This window comes from Macrococcoides caseolyticum (genome assembly GCF_002902665.1).
Lineage (GTDB): Bacteria > Bacillota > Bacilli > Staphylococcales > Staphylococcaceae > Macrococcoides > Macrococcoides caseolyticum.
Window position 1 is genome coordinate 40,629 of sequence record NZ_PPRM01000056.1, and the last position, 15,591, is coordinate 56,219.

The 15,591-nt window shown below is 35.9% G+C and carries 17 protein-coding genes and 1 pseudogene; 5 read left to right on the top strand and 13 right to left on the bottom strand.

The window, feature by feature from the left end; translation table 11 throughout:
* Nucleotides 1-150: 150 nt before the first annotated feature.
* A pseudogene (trhA, locus tag CD152_RS08705) lies at nt 151-819 on the top strand (PAQR family membrane homeostasis protein TrhA).
* Nucleotides 820-856: 37 nt separating this feature from the next.
* On the opposite strand, the gene CD152_RS08710 reads toward trhA, so the two are convergent.
* Nucleotides 857-1,603, bottom strand: coding sequence for a TcaA NTF2-like domain-containing protein (locus CD152_RS08710; RefSeq protein WP_101141116.1), 747 nt, complete (start codon nt 1,601-1,603; stop codon nt 857-859).
* Between the two features lie 260 nt (nt 1,604-1,863).
* On the opposite strand from CD152_RS08710, the gene CD152_RS11920 reads away from it, so the two are divergent.
* Nucleotides 1,864-2,034 (top strand): hypothetical protein, encoded by a 171-nt coding sequence (locus tag CD152_RS11920; RefSeq protein ID WP_157820149.1) that lies wholly within the window; start codon nt 1,864-1,866, stop codon nt 2,032-2,034.
* Between the two features lie 53 nt (nt 2,035-2,087).
* On the opposite strand, the gene CD152_RS08715 is transcribed toward CD152_RS11920, so the two are convergent.
* Nucleotides 2,088-2,339 (bottom strand): hypothetical protein, encoded by a 252-nt coding sequence (locus CD152_RS08715; RefSeq protein ID WP_101039928.1) that lies wholly within the window; start codon nt 2,337-2,339, stop codon nt 2,088-2,090.
* A 25-nt stretch (nt 2,340-2,364) separates the two neighbouring features.
* On the bottom strand, nt 2,365-3,363 hold the full coding sequence (locus tag CD152_RS08720; protein ID WP_101141118.1) for a Rho termination factor N-terminal domain-containing protein: 999 nt from the start codon (nt 3,361-3,363) through the stop codon (nt 2,365-2,367).
* A gap of 307 nt (nt 3,364-3,670) precedes the next feature.
* On the opposite strand from CD152_RS08720, the gene nrdD reads away from it, so the two are divergent.
* Nucleotides 3,671-5,506, top strand: coding sequence for an anaerobic ribonucleoside-triphosphate reductase (gene nrdD / locus CD152_RS08725; protein ID WP_169926182.1), 1,836 nt, complete (start codon nt 3,671-3,673; stop codon nt 5,504-5,506).
* Nucleotides 5,503-5,985 (top strand): anaerobic ribonucleoside-triphosphate reductase activating protein, encoded by a 483-nt coding sequence (gene nrdG, locus CD152_RS08730; RefSeq protein ID WP_101141122.1) that lies wholly within the window; start codon nt 5,503-5,505, stop codon nt 5,983-5,985. Before nrdD ends, nrdG begins: the two co-directional genes overlap by 4 nt.
* Nucleotides 5,986-6,012: 27 nt before the next feature.
* Here nrdG and CD152_RS08735 read toward each other — a convergent pair whose 3' ends face one another.
* The 4 genes from CD152_RS08735 to CD152_RS08750 are packed head-to-tail and all read right to left on the bottom strand — an operon-like array spanning nt 6,013 to nt 8,878.
* The gene (locus tag CD152_RS08735) at nt 6,013-6,744 is read right to left on the bottom strand and encodes a class I SAM-dependent methyltransferase (protein WP_101141124.1); all 732 of its coding nucleotides are present in this window, start codon (nt 6,742-6,744) and stop codon (nt 6,013-6,015) included.
* A gap of 12 nt (nt 6,745-6,756) precedes the next feature.
* A complete protein-coding gene (locus CD152_RS08740) occupies nt 6,757-7,533 on the bottom strand; it encodes an alpha/beta fold hydrolase (RefSeq protein ID WP_101141126.1) in 777 nt (258 codons plus the stop codon).
* Between the two features lie 11 nt (nt 7,534-7,544).
* Nucleotides 7,545-8,258: a hypothetical protein gene (locus CD152_RS08745; protein ID WP_101141128.1), complete on the bottom strand. Its 714-nt coding sequence runs from the start codon at nt 8,256-8,258 to the stop codon at nt 7,545-7,547.
* Nucleotides 8,255-8,878: an HAD family hydrolase gene (locus CD152_RS08750; protein ID WP_103214661.1), complete on the bottom strand. Its 624-nt coding sequence runs from the start codon at nt 8,876-8,878 to the stop codon at nt 8,255-8,257. The genes CD152_RS08745 and CD152_RS08750 overlap by 4 nt, the downstream gene beginning before the upstream one ends.
* A gap of 70 nt (nt 8,879-8,948) precedes the next feature.
* On the opposite strand from CD152_RS08750, the gene CD152_RS08755 reads away from it, so the two are divergent.
* Nucleotides 8,949-9,488 carry an NUDIX hydrolase gene (locus CD152_RS08755; protein WP_101141132.1) on the top strand — a complete coding sequence of 180 codons (540 nt, stop codon included), beginning with the start codon at nt 8,949-8,951 and terminating at the stop codon, nt 9,486-9,488.
* On the opposite strand, the gene CD152_RS08760 is transcribed toward CD152_RS08755, so the two are convergent.
* The 6 genes from CD152_RS08760 to CD152_RS08785 form a co-directional block, all read right to left on the bottom strand.
* Nucleotides 9,444-10,406: a FecCD family ABC transporter permease gene (locus CD152_RS08760; RefSeq protein WP_133422284.1), complete on the bottom strand. Its 963-nt coding sequence runs from the start codon at nt 10,404-10,406 to the stop codon at nt 9,444-9,446. The genes CD152_RS08755 and CD152_RS08760 overlap by 45 nt on opposite strands.
* Nucleotides 10,378-11,223: a heme/hemin ABC transporter substrate-binding protein gene (locus CD152_RS08765; protein ID WP_101141136.1), complete on the bottom strand. Its 846-nt coding sequence runs from the start codon at nt 11,221-11,223 to the stop codon at nt 10,378-10,380. The genes CD152_RS08760 and CD152_RS08765 overlap by 29 nt, the downstream gene beginning before the upstream one ends.
* A gap of 64 nt (nt 11,224-11,287) precedes the next feature.
* On the bottom strand, nt 11,288-12,943 hold the full coding sequence (argS, locus tag CD152_RS08770; RefSeq protein ID WP_101141138.1) for an arginine--tRNA ligase: 1,656 nt from the start codon (nt 12,941-12,943) through the stop codon (nt 11,288-11,290).
* Nucleotides 12,943-13,350, bottom strand: a complete 408-nt coding sequence (locus tag CD152_RS08775) for a YwiB family protein (protein WP_103214662.1) — start codon at nt 13,348-13,350, stop codon at nt 12,943-12,945. Before CD152_RS08775 ends, argS begins: the two co-directional genes overlap by 1 nt.
* A 181-nt stretch (nt 13,351-13,531) precedes the next feature.
* A complete protein-coding gene (locus CD152_RS08780) occupies nt 13,532-14,032 on the bottom strand; it encodes a YwhD family protein (protein WP_041636208.1) in 501 nt (166 codons plus the stop codon).
* An 11-nt stretch (nt 14,033-14,043) separates the two neighbouring features.
* The gene (locus tag CD152_RS08785) at nt 14,044-15,339 is read right to left on the bottom strand and encodes an HD domain-containing protein (RefSeq protein ID WP_101141145.1); all 1,296 of its coding nucleotides are present in this window, start codon (nt 15,337-15,339) and stop codon (nt 14,044-14,046) included.
* Between the last annotated feature and the right edge of the window lie 252 nt (nt 15,340-15,591).

The window sequence follows — 15,591 nt, forward strand, 5'->3', positions numbered from 1 at the left end:
TATTATTTTGCTATCATATTAATGAATCTTGTAATAATTTTGCAATATTATATACGAGGTTCATTATTTTATCATTTGCTGGCTAATTTTCGTATCTATCCATTAATAATGATATAATTATCTCATTATTTAATAAAAAGGATGAATTGTATGAAGCCTACTGCACCAAAATATAATTTCCATGATATAAAAGAACTAAAATTCGGAGAAGAAATTGGTAACTCTGTATCTCACGGTGTTCCCGCTCTACTCATCTTATTTGCGCTTCCTTATTTTGCGGTACAGTCATATATCCAGCACGGTAGCCTTTTTTCTTTCGGTATCAGCGTATTTTTAATCAGCATATTTCTAATGTTTATCTCATCATCTATCTATCACTTAATGCCACCGAAATCTATTCATAAATTAGTGATGAGAATTATAGATCATGCGATGATCTATATCGCTATCGCGGGTACATATACACCTGTTGCATTAAGTCTGGTTGGTGGAAAGCTCGGCATCACGATTATGATTACCCAGTGGGTTATTACTATTGCTGGTATCGTCTATAAAGCAACAGCGAAACATGTGAATCCAAAAGTAAGTCTTGCCATGTATTTAGTCATGGGCTGGCTTGGTGTTGTATTATTTCCATCGTTAATTAATAAAGCAAGTTTGACTTTTATACTGCTTATTATCGCTGGTGGGTTAATGTATACGATAGGTGCATAGTTCTACGCACAGAAAAACCGCCACTACTTTCATATGATCTGGCATTTCTTTATAATACTTGGGGCTTTATGTCATTTCATTGCTTTACTTTACTTTATTCAATAAACAAGCGTGGCACGAGCAAACACTCGTGTCACGCTTGTTATTCTCCAACCAGTAATCCATTATGTTTATATATTTTAAACGTCTGGATTAAAAAATTACTATTTTTATCAATTGCTTTTACTTTGAAATAACTGCCACCTGCATCTTCTTCATCATCTCCGGCAATTAAGACGACTTGTTTATCTGGATTCTCTTTTGATAAACGTGCCATATGTTCTGTTCTGACTTTTTCTATTGCATCATCAATATCTGTAACTTGCTGTATGCGCTGTTTTACTACAGGCGTTACGCTATAATCATTAAAGTCGTAAACTTCCATTCTTTTATGTTTTTTATTGTAAGAGAGGTCATATACAGTGACGACTTTACTTTCAATATTATTTGTTCCATTAGATTTCATTATTCTTGATAGCTTTATATGAACGTGATGCTTATTATCTTCTTCTATAGATTCAATGCTATATGATTGAATCTTATAATTATCAAACATACCTGTATTCAGTTTATTTTTAATATACTTATCCGCTTCTGAACCCGCTTTAATATAAGGCTGAATTAATTGATATTGATGTGAATTATATGCTTCCGGCATTTTTTTCATCAATTGTTTCATTGCTGACTCAGCAAGACCCTTATATGCTACTTTGTAAGTTTGTTTAACAGGTAAACTTTCTTGTGCATTTGTCGTACTTTTTTTCACCATCTCACTTGTGTGAGTATCATCTTGACTGCATGCTGTAAGTAATAATATTATTAACGGCCATTGATACTTTATTAATTTCATAAGCACCCCCTTTATTAGTTTTATCATATCACAATCTTCTCAATTTCTGTTCTGTGACATTTATCACGCAAATATATTGTGTAACATTATATTTTTATATTAATGTATTATTTTTTCATTTTACATGTTATATTCTAATAAAATAAAAGGAGGTGCCTACGATAGAAGCAATAAAAGACTATGAAATCTTCGATCGTTTTAATAATAAATGGAGCTGTTCTATATACAAGAATTTACAGTACCAGGAGGCCCCTTCTTTTATGCGATTGCGTTGTAGTGCGCTCAACTACAATCGTATCATGGAAACAAATAATGACGAACAAACTTTACTTCGATTATTACGTTATATTACAATTTATCTCGACGAACTCCAGTTTGTGAGTCATGATACTGTGCGGCTAGCAGATGTCTCGCCTTTACCTGAACAATAAAAAATTGTGAAGAATATCCAACATTCTTCACAATTTTTTATTTCATAATGCGATTAACCTCCAAAATACAGTGAACTAAATAATATAAGCAGTATAAGATCGAACACGTGTCTGAACATATTTTCTTTAAATGCATTTCTATCGAGACTATCTAGTAATCCTAATATCAATAGTGCTGCGAAAGATAATACGATTAATAAATTCAGGTTTACTTGTGTTACTAATCTTATGATAATCATAAAAATAACAGCAATATTTAATATATTATATGCTCTATTCCAAATTGTTGTAGTTGTTTTATTCAAAGGTACTTTTCCTCCTCAGTGTATATTATTTCTTCTTTCTTTTTTTCTTTTTCTGTTTAACCTGTACGACTTTACGTTCCTTTTTCTGCTGTGGCTTGTGCCCATTTAAAGACCAAAGACGTGTATCAATGATTGCACGAGCGATATACTCAGGTAATGTACGGTTCTCTACTTTTAAAAATCCACTATTTTCAATCTGCTGTATATGCTTCAATATGAATTCCGGTGTATCATTTGCACGTAGACCAAATATAATTGTGTCTGTGATTAATTGTGCTGTATATGTTCCTCTATATTCTTCTGTTACCATGTCATCTAACAATGTTCTCAGTGCCTCTATCGCTTCTGATGGTTCAGTAAAGTAAGGATCTTTGTAGTTCAGAAACTCCGATTCAGTAGCTGGCTCATAGTACTTCTTACCATGCGTTAAAGCTTTCATATTCAAGTTAACTTGTGCTAAATCGCGATGTTTAACACTTCTATGTTGAATTAAATCTTTATATTCAGGTAATAGGCGTGTTATTTCTTCTTTGATTGTCTGTTCATCTTTTTGAAGTCCTTTATATTTATATTGAAGTTTTGCGAGCTGCTTTAAACTTACAAATCCATATAAATTGAACGCACTATGATAGAACTCTATCAGCTGGATATCACTGTTAATATCCGGATGAGTTTCGATAAATTGCTTGAAATGTTGTTTCACATCTTTTGGAATTACGAGATGTTCATCTGCTTCAGGATAGAATAGAAATAATGTATCCGGAATATCTCGATTAAACCTTACAGTTTCATTATCACTTACTGCAAGCTCATAAAAGATGAGCTTATAATCGCTCGATAATTCTTGTAATAATCGTGTCAGTAGTTGGTCATCTTCAAAGTACGTACTTTGAATCAACTCAATAAGTTCATCTTTATTCTTTGAAGAAAATCCTTTAATATCAAAATTTCTGCAAATATCTTTAAGTTCTTCTTTAGATAATGACTCTAAATACCATGTTAAATTCTGAACATTATGTGTCATATATGCCTCCGTATAATAATCGTCTTCATTCAGACATGCAAACTTACTTAATTGTACCAAAAATAAATTCTATATAAAACTTTCTGAATCATAAGAGCAATGAGATAAAGCAATTTTATCTTCACCTCATTGCTTTCTTCTAATATATAAATTGAATGACATGTATCAAAAATCACGCAATCCAACAGAATTATGACGAATTATTGTAGTAATTGTGAATATTGAAACACACACTTTATATAGTGTTAACATATTAATCAAATACTATATATAGTGATAAGGAGTACGAATATGAATGAGTAAAGTCATAGAACGTTTACAAGAAGATCTTTCACGTTTAACAGATGAAGAGAGTGACGTAATCCATGAGAATGCAAATAAAGACCCAAAGCGTTTTACTACGATGCGAGATTTAACTGCCGGGACTGTCGCACGTCATATTGGATTAAGCATGTTACCTGAGCATGTCAAGGAGGCTCACGTTAAAGGAGAAATCCACTTTCATGATCTAGATTACCATCCTTACCAACCTATGACAAATTGTTGTTTAATAGATATCGACCACATGTTACAGAACGGCTTCGTTATAGGAAATGCACATGTTAATCCACCACAATCTATTCAAACCGCTGCAGCACAGATCAGTCAGATCATTGCAAATGTCAGTAGTAGCCAGTATGGTGGCTGTTCTATAGATCGTATCGATGAAGTATTGAGAAAATTCGCTCAGCTTAACGCATTAAATCACAAACGTAACGCTGAGCAATTCGTTACGCTGCATTTGCAGGATGACTACGTTAAGAGAATGACAGAAAAAGATATATATGATGCAATGCAGTCATTAGAATATGAAATCAACACTTTATATACGAGCAATGGGCAGACTCCATTTGTAACATTTGGTTTTGGACTTGGTACAGATGTTTATGCGAGAATGATTCAGCACGCAATTCTAAGTAATAGACTAGCAGGTTTAGGTAAAGAAAAGGTTACTGCAATATTCCCTAAACTTGTCTTCAGTATTAAAGACGGAGTTAATTTCAAAGCAGAGGATCCAAATTACGATATTAAACAGCTTGCATTACAATGTTCTTCTAAAAGAATGTATCCAGACATATTGAATTACAAAGCTCTTACCGATCTCATCGGTGACTTCAAAGTACCAATGGGCTGCCGCAGTTTCTTAAATCTATACGAAGAAGATGGGAAGGCTGTTAATAGCGGTCGTTGCAATTTGGGTGTTGTAACGTTGAATCTTCCTAGAATCGCCCTCGAATCAAAAGATACAGAGCAGTTCTTATCAATATTAAGAACCCGATTAGATATCGTAAAAGAAGCTTGTTTATATCGTATCCATCGCCTTAAAGATGCTACCACTGAAAATGCACCGATACTTTATCTACACGGTGCATTCGGTAAATCACTGCGTCCAGACGATGATGTTATACAACTGTTCACCCACAGACGAGCAACTATAAGTATCGGCTATATCGGACTGTATGAAGTCGGTGCAGCTTTATTCCACCCGAACTGGGAAACTGATGAGAAAGCTAAATCCTTCGTGGAGCAAGTATTAATCACGATGAAACAGTATGCAGAACAATTAACGGAACAGTATGATGTACAATTCAGTATATATGGTACACCAAGTGAATCACTCACACACCGCTTCTGCACTTTAGATTACGAGAAGTTTGGTACGATAGAGCATATTACGGATAAAGGCTATTATACGAACTCCTTTCACTACGACACGAGAAAGACAGTTACTCCATTTGAGAAACTGTCATTTGAACAACGCTTTGCAAAACATTCGTTAGGTGGCTTTATACATTACTGTGAATACCCTGATTTGAAGCATAACTTAAAAGCGCTTGAAGCAGTATGGGATTATTCCTATGATAAGGTCGGTTACTTAGGAACGAATTTACCGATTGATAAATGTTTTGAGTGTGGATTTGAAGGAGAATTCGAAGCGACTGCAGATGGCTTTATGTGTCCGCACTGCCATAATACTGATCCCGAAACGACCGATGTGATTAAGCGCACTTGCGGTTATTTAGGTCAACCGCTGAAACGACCGATGATTAAAGGGCGCCATAAGGAAATACAATCTCGAGTTAAACATATGCGTTCAGTATGAGTAATATCGCAAAGATTATGCCAGCATCAATGGTTGACGGTGAAGGCGTTCGTGTCAGCGTATATATTTCAGGGTGCAGCTTTCACTGTTCAGGTTGTTACAATGCAAGTATATGGGACTTCCATAAAGGAACGCCCTGGTCAGAAGCACTTAAACTTGAGGTTATAGCATTATTAGATCACAACTATATCCAAGGGCTTTCTATTCTCGGTGGAGAACCGTTGCAGAATGCTGAACTTACAAGCGAACTCATACATTCAGTAAGAGAGCATTTCGGACATTCTAAAGACATATGGCTCTGGTCCGGTTATATGATTGAATGGATATCACGTTCGTCTTTTGCATATATATTAGATGATATTGATGTCCTCATTGATGGACCCTTTGTAAAGTCACTTTATAGACATAATTTAAAGTTTAGAGGTTCTCTTAATCAGAGAATACACGACTTAAGTAAAAAACGCACACCTTTCAAATGAATTGGAGGGTGTGCATTGTATTTATTACTATTTTCTTCTAGCAGATATAATTAGCATCATCGGTCTTCTGAGTTCATCTTTCATTTCAGGATTGGACTCAAGCATATCTTTACTAGGTTCAGGTTCATCAATGCCCTTAATAACAAAGTTGTTATCAATCAGCACACTCAAATAATGTGATAATGTACGATGGTATTTACGAACTTCTTCTCCAAGAAAATTCGTCTCACGTTCTCCTTCTTTATAGTAATTGTCTACCGGCCAATATAATTTATTCCCTTCCTCATCATATATCCACTGTTGAGAGCCTTCAGCTGTATAAACAGGATGTTCTATACTAAAAATAAATGTGCCATTAATCGTAAGCACTTCTTTTACTTGTTCGACGACATCTTTGAATGAAGGCATATAATGAATCGCAAGTGAACTCATCACTACTTCAAACTCGTGGGGCTCAAAATTCATCTCGTCCATAGACTGCTCAAGAAATGTAATTTTATCGGCGTCAGGTTGCTGCTTAGCCTGTTTTAACATCTTTTCAGAAACATCTATTCCTACCACTTTTGAAGCACCAGCCTTAACCGCATATTGACAATGCCATCCATAACCACAACCTAAATCTAATACCGCTGCATCTTCTAGATTGGGCAACAAAGATTTAAAGGCTTCCCATTCACCGGTGGCTTCTAAACCATTTTTCGAACGTTCCATCTCACTATATTTTTGGAATAAGGTGTCATCATCATATTGTTTGTCCATATTTTTCCCCTTTTATTCTTGTTTCAAGAAATCCAAAACTTCTTTTTCAAAGTGTTCTTTTTCTTCAAACAGCATCGCATGCCCGCTCTTTTCAAATGTAATAAGCTTACTGTCCGAGATATATTGATGTATCGTTTCAGCTTCATCCTGAGGAATAAGCTCATCATACTTCCCATTTAAAATCAGCGTTGGTGCTGTAATGAACTTAAAGTCTTCTACATTAAAATCAATTGTAGATAATATTACTGCATCTTCTTCCTTGTCTGTCAGTCCATTAGATGGTTCAATCATTTTCTTATAGTATTTCTTAACAGCCTTGATATCATGATACATATAATCCATCAACACTTCGTTACGTTTAGAGCGTGAGAATGTTCTAATTATGCTTGCATACTTAGAATGAAATTTTTGTTCTGCTTCATAATAACTCTGTTGACCGACGCTCATAACTATAAGGCGATTCACATACTCTGGATACTTTGCAGCAATACTACCTGCAACCATCCCGCCAAGGCCAAAGCCCATAAAATGTGCATTTTTAATAAACAGCTTATCCAGCACTGTTAGCACATCCTCAATATAACCATCCATTGTAATAGACGTCAGTTTATCAGACAAGCCGTGCCCTCTTAGATCGATCTTTATTAATTGGAAATCTTTAAAAGCATCGTTGAATGAATCAAACATTGACGTATTCATAAATTGGCCATGAATCATGACAAGTGGATAACCTTTCCCTCTAATTGTATAGTGTATTGCGACATCGTTATTTGTTAATGCAAGCTCCATAAAACACCTCGTTATCTTTTAATCTTCGCAAATTCATGCACATCTGACGATTCATCATAATTATAACTTTCAGTATACTCCACTGTCTTAATTGTACAGTTATTTTTAATTGTAACATTATCTCCACGTACAAGTTCTGCAATAACATTTTCTAGTGTCAAGACTGAGCCATCGATTTCTCGTACAGATAATCTAGAATCCTCGTCTTTAAATAGTAACATTTCACGCTCCGCTTTAACTTGTACTTCCCCGCCATTTAAATAACGGATATTACTGACTTCACTAACAATAATCTCCGCCGCCTGTACAGTCAGATCATTATCGAGTTGTAATGAGCCTGTTGACTTAAAGCGTTCTGCGTTTATTGGTCCACGCGCAACAACTACCCCTGTTGAATCAAATTTATCACTTCGCATTCCACCTTCTGTTTGTAGACGCCCTTTGTTAAGGATAGATGCGGATATTGTATCACCATTTACTCCAAGCTCTGCATCTTTATCGATTGTCAGCTGTTCTGTTTCAAGGGTATCTTCTATATTCAATGTACCAAAAATACGAATAAATGGTGCATTGACTTTTCCTTGTACAGTAAGTGTTCCTGTCTTATGTATCGTTATTTCATTTGCTTCAATACTTGAACTTACAGTTACAGGGGCGCTTACTTCTATCTTCTCAAATATTCCACCTTCTACACTTGCTGGTTCGTCCCAATTCATCATCGTCATGTATTCGTCTCCTCGTCTAAAACATTTAATAATTCTATCATCGTATGTATTTTTATTTCTTTAGTATTTATCAGTTGTATCTCTATACCGACTGTATCCACAATTTCATCACCTGTTACAAATAATGTATCTTGAGGTCTTGTGTCTAATGCACGACACATCTCGATTAACTGTGTTTTACCAATCGTATTTTCTTCTGTAATGATTGTATGGGTAATATAATTTTCTATACCCAGAACATCGATAATATAACGTTCATGCTCATATTCACCCGTGGCAATCACTCCAATTTTATAACCTCTATTTTGCAGTCTAGTCACAGTCTCCTTCATAGCATCCGTTTCTGAAGCGAATTTGGGGAAATTTACCGTATAATCCTGCATAAGTTCACGTGTTTCAATGTAAGTAATACCGAGTTTATCAATAACAGCCTGATACACACGTTTAACAGGAACTGCACCTTCTTTATCGTATGTTATAAAGTAGTTTATAAAATCCTGCTTTTGCACTTCAGTAAAATAAGTTCTGTAATATTCATACTGTGCATCTAAAAAACGCTCAAGTGATAACTTCCTATCTAACAATACAGATTCCATATCAAATATTATCGCTTTAACCATATTACCCCTCCATTAGCAGTATTATACCCTATCTGATACACTGTTATCATATACAAAGGGGGCGAAAACGATGTGGGTAAAAAGAAAATTAATAGGAAAACAAGATTATAAGATTTTTAAAGTCATGACCACTCAATTTAGCTATAACTCAAATACTGCTGAATTCTATCAGATCGAGGCACCACATTGGATTAATATTATCGCACGATGTAAAGATGATATCATTATTATTCATCAGTATAGAATCGGTATCGAAGATTACAGTTTAGAGTTACCTGGAGGAATTATAGAAGAACAAGATATTATCGCAGCTGGAATGCGAGAGCTTGAAGAAGAAACAGGGTATACAGGTACGCCTGAAATCATTGGTACGATGCACCCTAACCCAGCACTTTTTACAAACCAACTCTATACGTTATATGTAAAGGATGCGTATTATATAGCCGCAAATCAACTAGAAACATTTGAAGATATCAATGTATATCATATACCCTTATCAGAAATATACAGAAAAATAGCGCACGGTAAAATTACCAATGCGCTGACACTTGCGAGTTTGATGCAATTAATCTCGAGATACCCTCATTTGTTTGACTGTAGTAATGAATAATAAAGGTAATCCAATGAGACACATCATAATACTCACTGGGATTTGTACAGGAGGCACGATAACTTTTCCCAGGAAATCTCCAAGCAATATAAGTATAGTGCCAAGTAAGGCTGTCGTATGCATCTTACTCAAAAAATTTCCACGCATAAAGAAACGCACAAATGGCGGAATAACCATTCCAACAAATCCAATAATACCTGTGAAACTAATCAATATTGCTGTTGTAACACTTGCAATCGTCAATAACAAATACATAAACCGCGCGGCTTCTAATCCTAATACATGTGCATGCTCCTGCCCTAGCGACAGTAATTCTAACGGTTTATGGTAATAATAAAGTAATAATATCCCTATGATACTGATAGGGAGTACAATGACCACTTCATTCAGAGATACATTATCAAGAGTGCCAAAGAGATAATTCATAATATCCCTAGTTTTATCAGGCACAAAAAGTATAAGCATATACAGTACGCTAGAACAGAACAAATTAATGAACATTCCGGTTAGTACAACCCATACCGACTGATGACTTACTTTAATCATCATGCTAAGCAGTATTACAACGAGCAATGTGACTAAACTCATCACGATCCCACTGACCGCAATCATCACAAGCGATAGTCCTGTAATTACACCAAATGCACTACCGAGGCTTGCACCACTTGCAATACCAAGGGAAAAGCTATCCGCAAGATTATTCCTTAATATAATTTGAAAAGTTAAACCACTTAACGACAAAACAACACCCGCAATAATTCCCATAATGACACGCGGGATACGTACTTCTAACAATATAGACCTGTTAAGTGGATCCGTTAAATCTAGCCAACCATTATCAAAAAATAAATGACCACAAATGATACATAATATGATACAAAACAAGCGTTTATTGTGCATCGTGTATCGTTTCAGCAAGTTCTTTTAACCCTTTTGCGATACGGGGACCCGGCCTTGAAATTTCATCTGCATCAATGGTGTATACGGCATCACGCTTCACTGCGTTAACATTGCTGAATCCCCCACGTTTTTCTACTGAAGCTTTATATGCTTCATCCGATAAGTCACTTGTTGCAATGATAACATCAGGATTCCGTTTAATAATGGCTTCTGAATTTACTGGCTGCCATCCATTGATATCATGAAAGATATTGACACTACCGAGCTGGTGAATCATGTCATCGAACAACGTCCCTTTACCACCTGTATAAATCTCAGGGGCTGGCGACACTTCTACTAACACTTTTTTATCAGCCAGTTTGTTGTGATATTCACCAATCACTTGTTTTATATCTTCTTTAATTTTCTTTTCAAGTTGATTCGCTTCTTTTTCTTTATGTATAGCTTTACCTATCTGATCGATACTCGCATACATTTCATCGAAGTTTTGAGCATCTTTTACCATCACCACTTTAATTCCTTTATTATTTAGGCGCTTTAAGACCTTTTCTTGAGAGGTCATCGATTCATGGGCAAAGACTATCGTCGGTTTTGCTTTTAACAACGCTTCGTAGTTCAACTGCATTGCATCAAATTTTTCAAGATTTTTAACTTCCTTCGGATAGTCGTCAACGGTTGACACACCAACCATTTCCTCTTTCATACCAAGTGCATAAAGAATCTCAGTATTACTCGGCATCAATGAAATAATACGTTCTTCCTTTACGTTGTTTGTTTGTCCGTTGCATCCCGTTAATACGCATAAAGTTATCAATAGAGTGATTATTCTTTTCATTTTAGGCTCCCCGTAATAAAAGGATGGGACAACTAAATGTTCCACCCTTCATATTTAATAGTAACTACATCTTCTCCGGACTAGATACACCCACTAGTGTCAATGCATTCTGTAACGTGATTCTAACTGCTTCAATCATTGCTACATACGCACGTGACTTTTCAATATCGTCCGTTAATACTTTCTCAGCATTATAGAACTTATGGAAATGCGCTGCAAGGTCCTGTATATAATTTGTAATGCGGTGTGGTGCACGGTGCTCTGCAGCTTGCTCGATAACACTTTCAAAGTCTGCGACACGCTTTAATAATTCAAATGCTTTTTCATTTGTAATTAAAGCATAGTTCGCGTCTCGACTTGGTGTGATACCTGCTTCTTTCGCCTGACGTAACATCGAGCAGATTCTCGCATGTGCATATTGTGCATAGTAAACTGGATTGTCACTAGATTCACTTTTCGCAAGTTCCATGTCGAAATCAAAGTGCGAGTCCGGACTTCTCATCGTTAAGAAATAACGCGCTGCATCAATTCCCACTTCATCCATAATGTCACGTAAAGTAATTGCATTCCCTGTACGTTTACTCATCTTCACTTCCTGGCCATCTTGTAATAGACGTACCATCTGCATAACTTGAATTTCAAGACGTTTTGAATCAACACCGAATGTTTCAAGAGATGCCTTTAGACGATTAATATAACCATGGTGATCCGCACCGAATAAATTAATTAACGTATCATAACCACGTTCAATCTTGTCATAGTGATACGCGATGTCCGGTAAGAAGTACGTATAAGAACCATCTTTCTTAATCAGTACACGATCTTTGTCATCACCAAATTCCGTCGTACGTAACCATGTTGCACCGTCTTCTTCAAAGATATAACCACGTTGTCTCATCTGTTCTAATGCTTTATCGATTTCTTTATTTTCATAAAGTGACGTTTCACTGAACCAGTTATCAAAATGTACATTAAATTCTGTTAAGTCTTTCTTTAACTTCTCCATCTGGTAATCTAAGCCGAGCTTACGGAATGCTTTAATACGTTCAGCTTCCTCAACATCTTTATATTCAGGATGTTTCTCTGCTAGATCTTTACCGATTTCGATAATATCTTTACCATGATAACCGTCAGCCGGTAACGCTTTGTCTTCACCTAGCGCTTGTAAAAACCTAGCTTCAATTGAGTATGCTAAGTTTTCAATTTGTTTTCCAGCATCGTTAATGTAGTATTCACGTAACACGTCATATCCTGCAGCAGATAACACATTACTTAACGTATCTCCTACAGCTGCGTTACGTGCATGTCCTATGTGGAGGCTACCTGTCGGATTCGCAGATACATATTCCACTAAGATGCGTTCATCCTTCGGCTCACCTTTTCCAAAATCTACTTTTTTCGTTAATGCTTCTGTAATAATTCCTGTTAAATACGCATTATCCATGTAGAAGTTAATAAATCCAGGCCCTGCAATATCGACTTTTGATACGTCTGCTTTTTGAACATCTAAGTTGTCGACAATGGCTTGTGCAATCTCTCTTGGATTACGCTTTGCGAGTTTTGTTAATACCATTGCAATATTTGTTGCGTAGTCTCCGTTTTTTGTATCTTTTGGATTTTCAATTTTTATTTCGGGCACTTCTGTTACAAGTTCCGCTTTTAATATGGCTTGCTTAATTTCTTCAATTAACGTTTCTTTCTGCTTTTGTACGATATTCATCATGCTCTCTCCTTATATGTCAGTTCATAAGAATATGTTCCTATGACCGTGTTATTTGTTGTGATTGAATATTGTATATAAATATGGCCAGATGTGCCTTCTCTTTTTATAATGAGCTGATTTGTCATTATATCCATAACAGCTTTCTGATTTGCCATATGATAAATATTCTGTGTTGTTTCTGTAGGTACAAATAAGAAATCCATCGATAATTCGCCTATACGCCGAATCCGGATACGATTCTCCTCTAATTTTACACGAACGCTTGTTTCGATATTATCAAGCTTCTCTGTATACGTAATATATGAATGCTGCTTATCGATCAGTTGTCCAACTGTGTTAACTTCAAACATTTCAGTCTCTTCTTCAGTCTTAATACTTTGCAATACATGAATATCAATGTCCATACTGTTCACCACTCTTTTAGTATAGCTTATATTATATAAAAAATTAAAGAAAGCAGGTATAAAAATACCTGCTTTCTTTAGTGTCCTAGCTATTTTTATAGCTATTCATATCTTACTTCTCTTAAGCAAAAAAAACAACCGTTAAATCAGAAGTTCATAATTGTCATAATTTTGACAATTTTTATTCTGAAAGCATCGCTTTTAATGCATCATCAGACAATTCCCACATACGTGCATCATGTTGTATTAAAAAGTCTTTTAATACACGACGGCTGTCTGCATCAATATGTTCAAGAATGTAGTGGTGTTTCATCGATTTATCCATCATATTCACATGTTCTGCCATCACTTTATAGCCACGCTTACGCACTTTGTTCACCGCCATATAGCATGCTGTGACGCCTGCATAATACGGTCCTTGCTCCCCGCGCTCTGTGGTCACCCATACAAGCCAGTATTCCTGTTCATCGGGGCCTTCTGTTTCAGATTTATCACTAACCCATTTCACACGTTTTTCAACTTCACTTCTTGCATGCATCGCTCCGATATCTATAAATGCATGCTGCTCTTTAATATCAATAAATACAGGTGCCACGTTATCAAGACTTATTGCACCGATATTAGTGCCTTTATGCCCATCTAATGGATCATTCTTTATAATGTTAAACTGAAAATCTGCCATATTTTTCACCTCTAATTTAGTTCATTGAGTAAATTAATAATCGATCCTTTTAATTCTGGATCACGAATATTGAGTATAAGCTCTTTTGGATAATATAGCTTATAATCCTTTCTATCTAACCCGGTAATACTATTAATAATAACAGATTGGGTACTGATTTCCTTAATTTTGTTGTTGCGTGTTAACAGATGGATTGGCTTTCGTTTATTAATGCCTGGTCGGTTGTAGTCATAAGGTAGGTCACTAAAAGCGTCAAATACTAAATAATATTCAGAGTCAATTCCTGCTTTTTCAAACAGATCAGTCAGCTCTGCAATGGTAATCTGGCTACCGTCGAATGGTAAGTACTTAAAGAGATCACGATTAACAAAACGGCGAGATAAATCACTCAGTATCGCATCTTCTTCGTCAATCCACTCTTGAAGATAATAGTTAATCACCATCTCATCTAACTTTAAATACTGTGTAACATCAACGTCATTTGAGTTAAAGAAAGGTACTAAATATTTTGGTGGCTCTTTAAACTCGTATCCTCGGTCATATAGTAACTTGGCACGCTTAAAGACGCGATTAAGCAGCACTTCTCCACCTCGACTTACCGGATGAAAGTATACCTGCCAGTACATTTGATAACGGCTCATCAAATAATCTTCTACAGCGTGCATACCACTTTCTTTAATCACAACTTCATCTTCGGTCGGACGCATCAGCCTTAACACACGTTCCATATCGAAACTACCATAGCTTACTCCTGTATAATATGCATCGCGCTGAAGGTAATCCATTCTATCTGCATCAATTTGAGATGAAATCATAGATATGACAAGCTTATTTGCATGTGTCTTATTAATTACATCCGCCACTTCTTTAGGAAAGTTAGGGTGCACTCTAGATAACACTTCATTGACCTCGGTAGGTCCAAGAATGATTTTTTGTGTATACGCTTCATGATCAGTGTCGAATATCTTCTCAAAGCAATGTGAGAATGGTCCGTGTCCCAAATCATGTAGTAATGCAGCACACAGTGCCAACGGACGATCTTTCTCATTCCATGCAGAGCGTCCCATAAAGATTTCATCAATCATGCGACGCACAATTTCATAGACGCCTAATGAATGGTTAAAGCGCGAATGCTCTGCAGAATGAAATGCCAGATAGAGCGTTCCAAGCTGCTTTATGCGACGCAATCTCTGAAATTCTTTTGTTTTAATTAAATCCCAGATAATCTGATCGCGGACATGAACATAGCGATGTACAGGATCCTTAAAAACTTTTTCTTCAGGCATTTTGTTAAACTGGTAGTTCATATTGCCCTCCTAAAATTTCTTATTAATTTCATCTTATCACAGAACGCAGATATCCCTAACCTTTAAGAATTATTATAATATTTTAGAAATATTCGTTGACTCACAATGGGTACCCATCTACGAACAAACAATCCAATAAAAAAACTCTGCATGTGCAGAGTTTCAGACTGTAGACAAAGTCTCCTTCGGAGATGAAGTTTACAGTCTTTTTTTGATAAAATATAGGTATATCATTGAACGGTGGTGTTTTAC

Coding starts and splice junctions, on each gene's coding strand:
- CD152_RS08710 (WP_101141116.1), bottom strand. CDS start 1,603: ATGAAATTAATAAAGTATCAATGGCCGTTAATAATATTATTACTTACA.
- CD152_RS11920 (WP_157820149.1), top strand. CDS start 1,864: ATGCGATTGCGTTGTAGTGCGCTCAACTACAATCGTATCATGGAAACA.
- CD152_RS08720 (WP_101141118.1), bottom strand. CDS start 3,363: ATGACACATAATGTTCAGAATTTAACATGGTATTTAGAGTCATTATCT.
- nrdG (WP_101141122.1), top strand. CDS start 5,503: ATGAGTAATATCGCAAAGATTATGCCAGCATCAATGGTTGACGGTGAA.
- CD152_RS08735 (WP_101141124.1), bottom strand. CDS start 6,744: ATGGACAAACAATATGATGATGACACCTTATTCCAAAAATATAGTGAG.
- CD152_RS08740 (WP_101141126.1), bottom strand. CDS start 7,533: ATGGAGCTTGCATTAACAAATAACGATGTCGCAATACACTATACAATT.
- CD152_RS08745 (WP_101141128.1), bottom strand. CDS start 8,258: ATGACGATGATGAATTGGGACGAACCAGCAAGTGTAGAAGGTGGAATA.
- CD152_RS08750 (WP_103214661.1), bottom strand. CDS start 8,878: ATGGTTAAAGCGATAATATTTGATATGGAATCTGTATTGTTAGATAGG.
- CD152_RS08755 (WP_101141132.1), top strand. CDS start 8,949: ATGTGGGTAAAAAGAAAATTAATAGGAAAACAAGATTATAAGATTTTT.
- CD152_RS08765 (WP_101141136.1), bottom strand. CDS start 11,223: ATGAAAAGAATAATCACTCTATTGATAACTTTATGCGTATTAACGGGA.
- argS (WP_101141138.1), bottom strand. CDS start 12,943: ATGAATATCGTACAAAAGCAGAAAGAAACGTTAATTGAAGAAATTAAG.
- CD152_RS08775 (WP_103214662.1), bottom strand. CDS start 13,350: ATGGACATTGATATTCATGTATTGCAAAGTATTAAGACTGAAGAAGAG.
- CD152_RS08780 (WP_041636208.1), bottom strand. CDS start 14,032: ATGGCAGATTTTCAGTTTAACATTATAAAGAATGATCCATTAGATGGG.
- CD152_RS08785 (WP_101141145.1), bottom strand. CDS start 15,339: ATGAACTACCAGTTTAACAAAATGCCTGAAGAAAAAGTTTTTAAGGAT.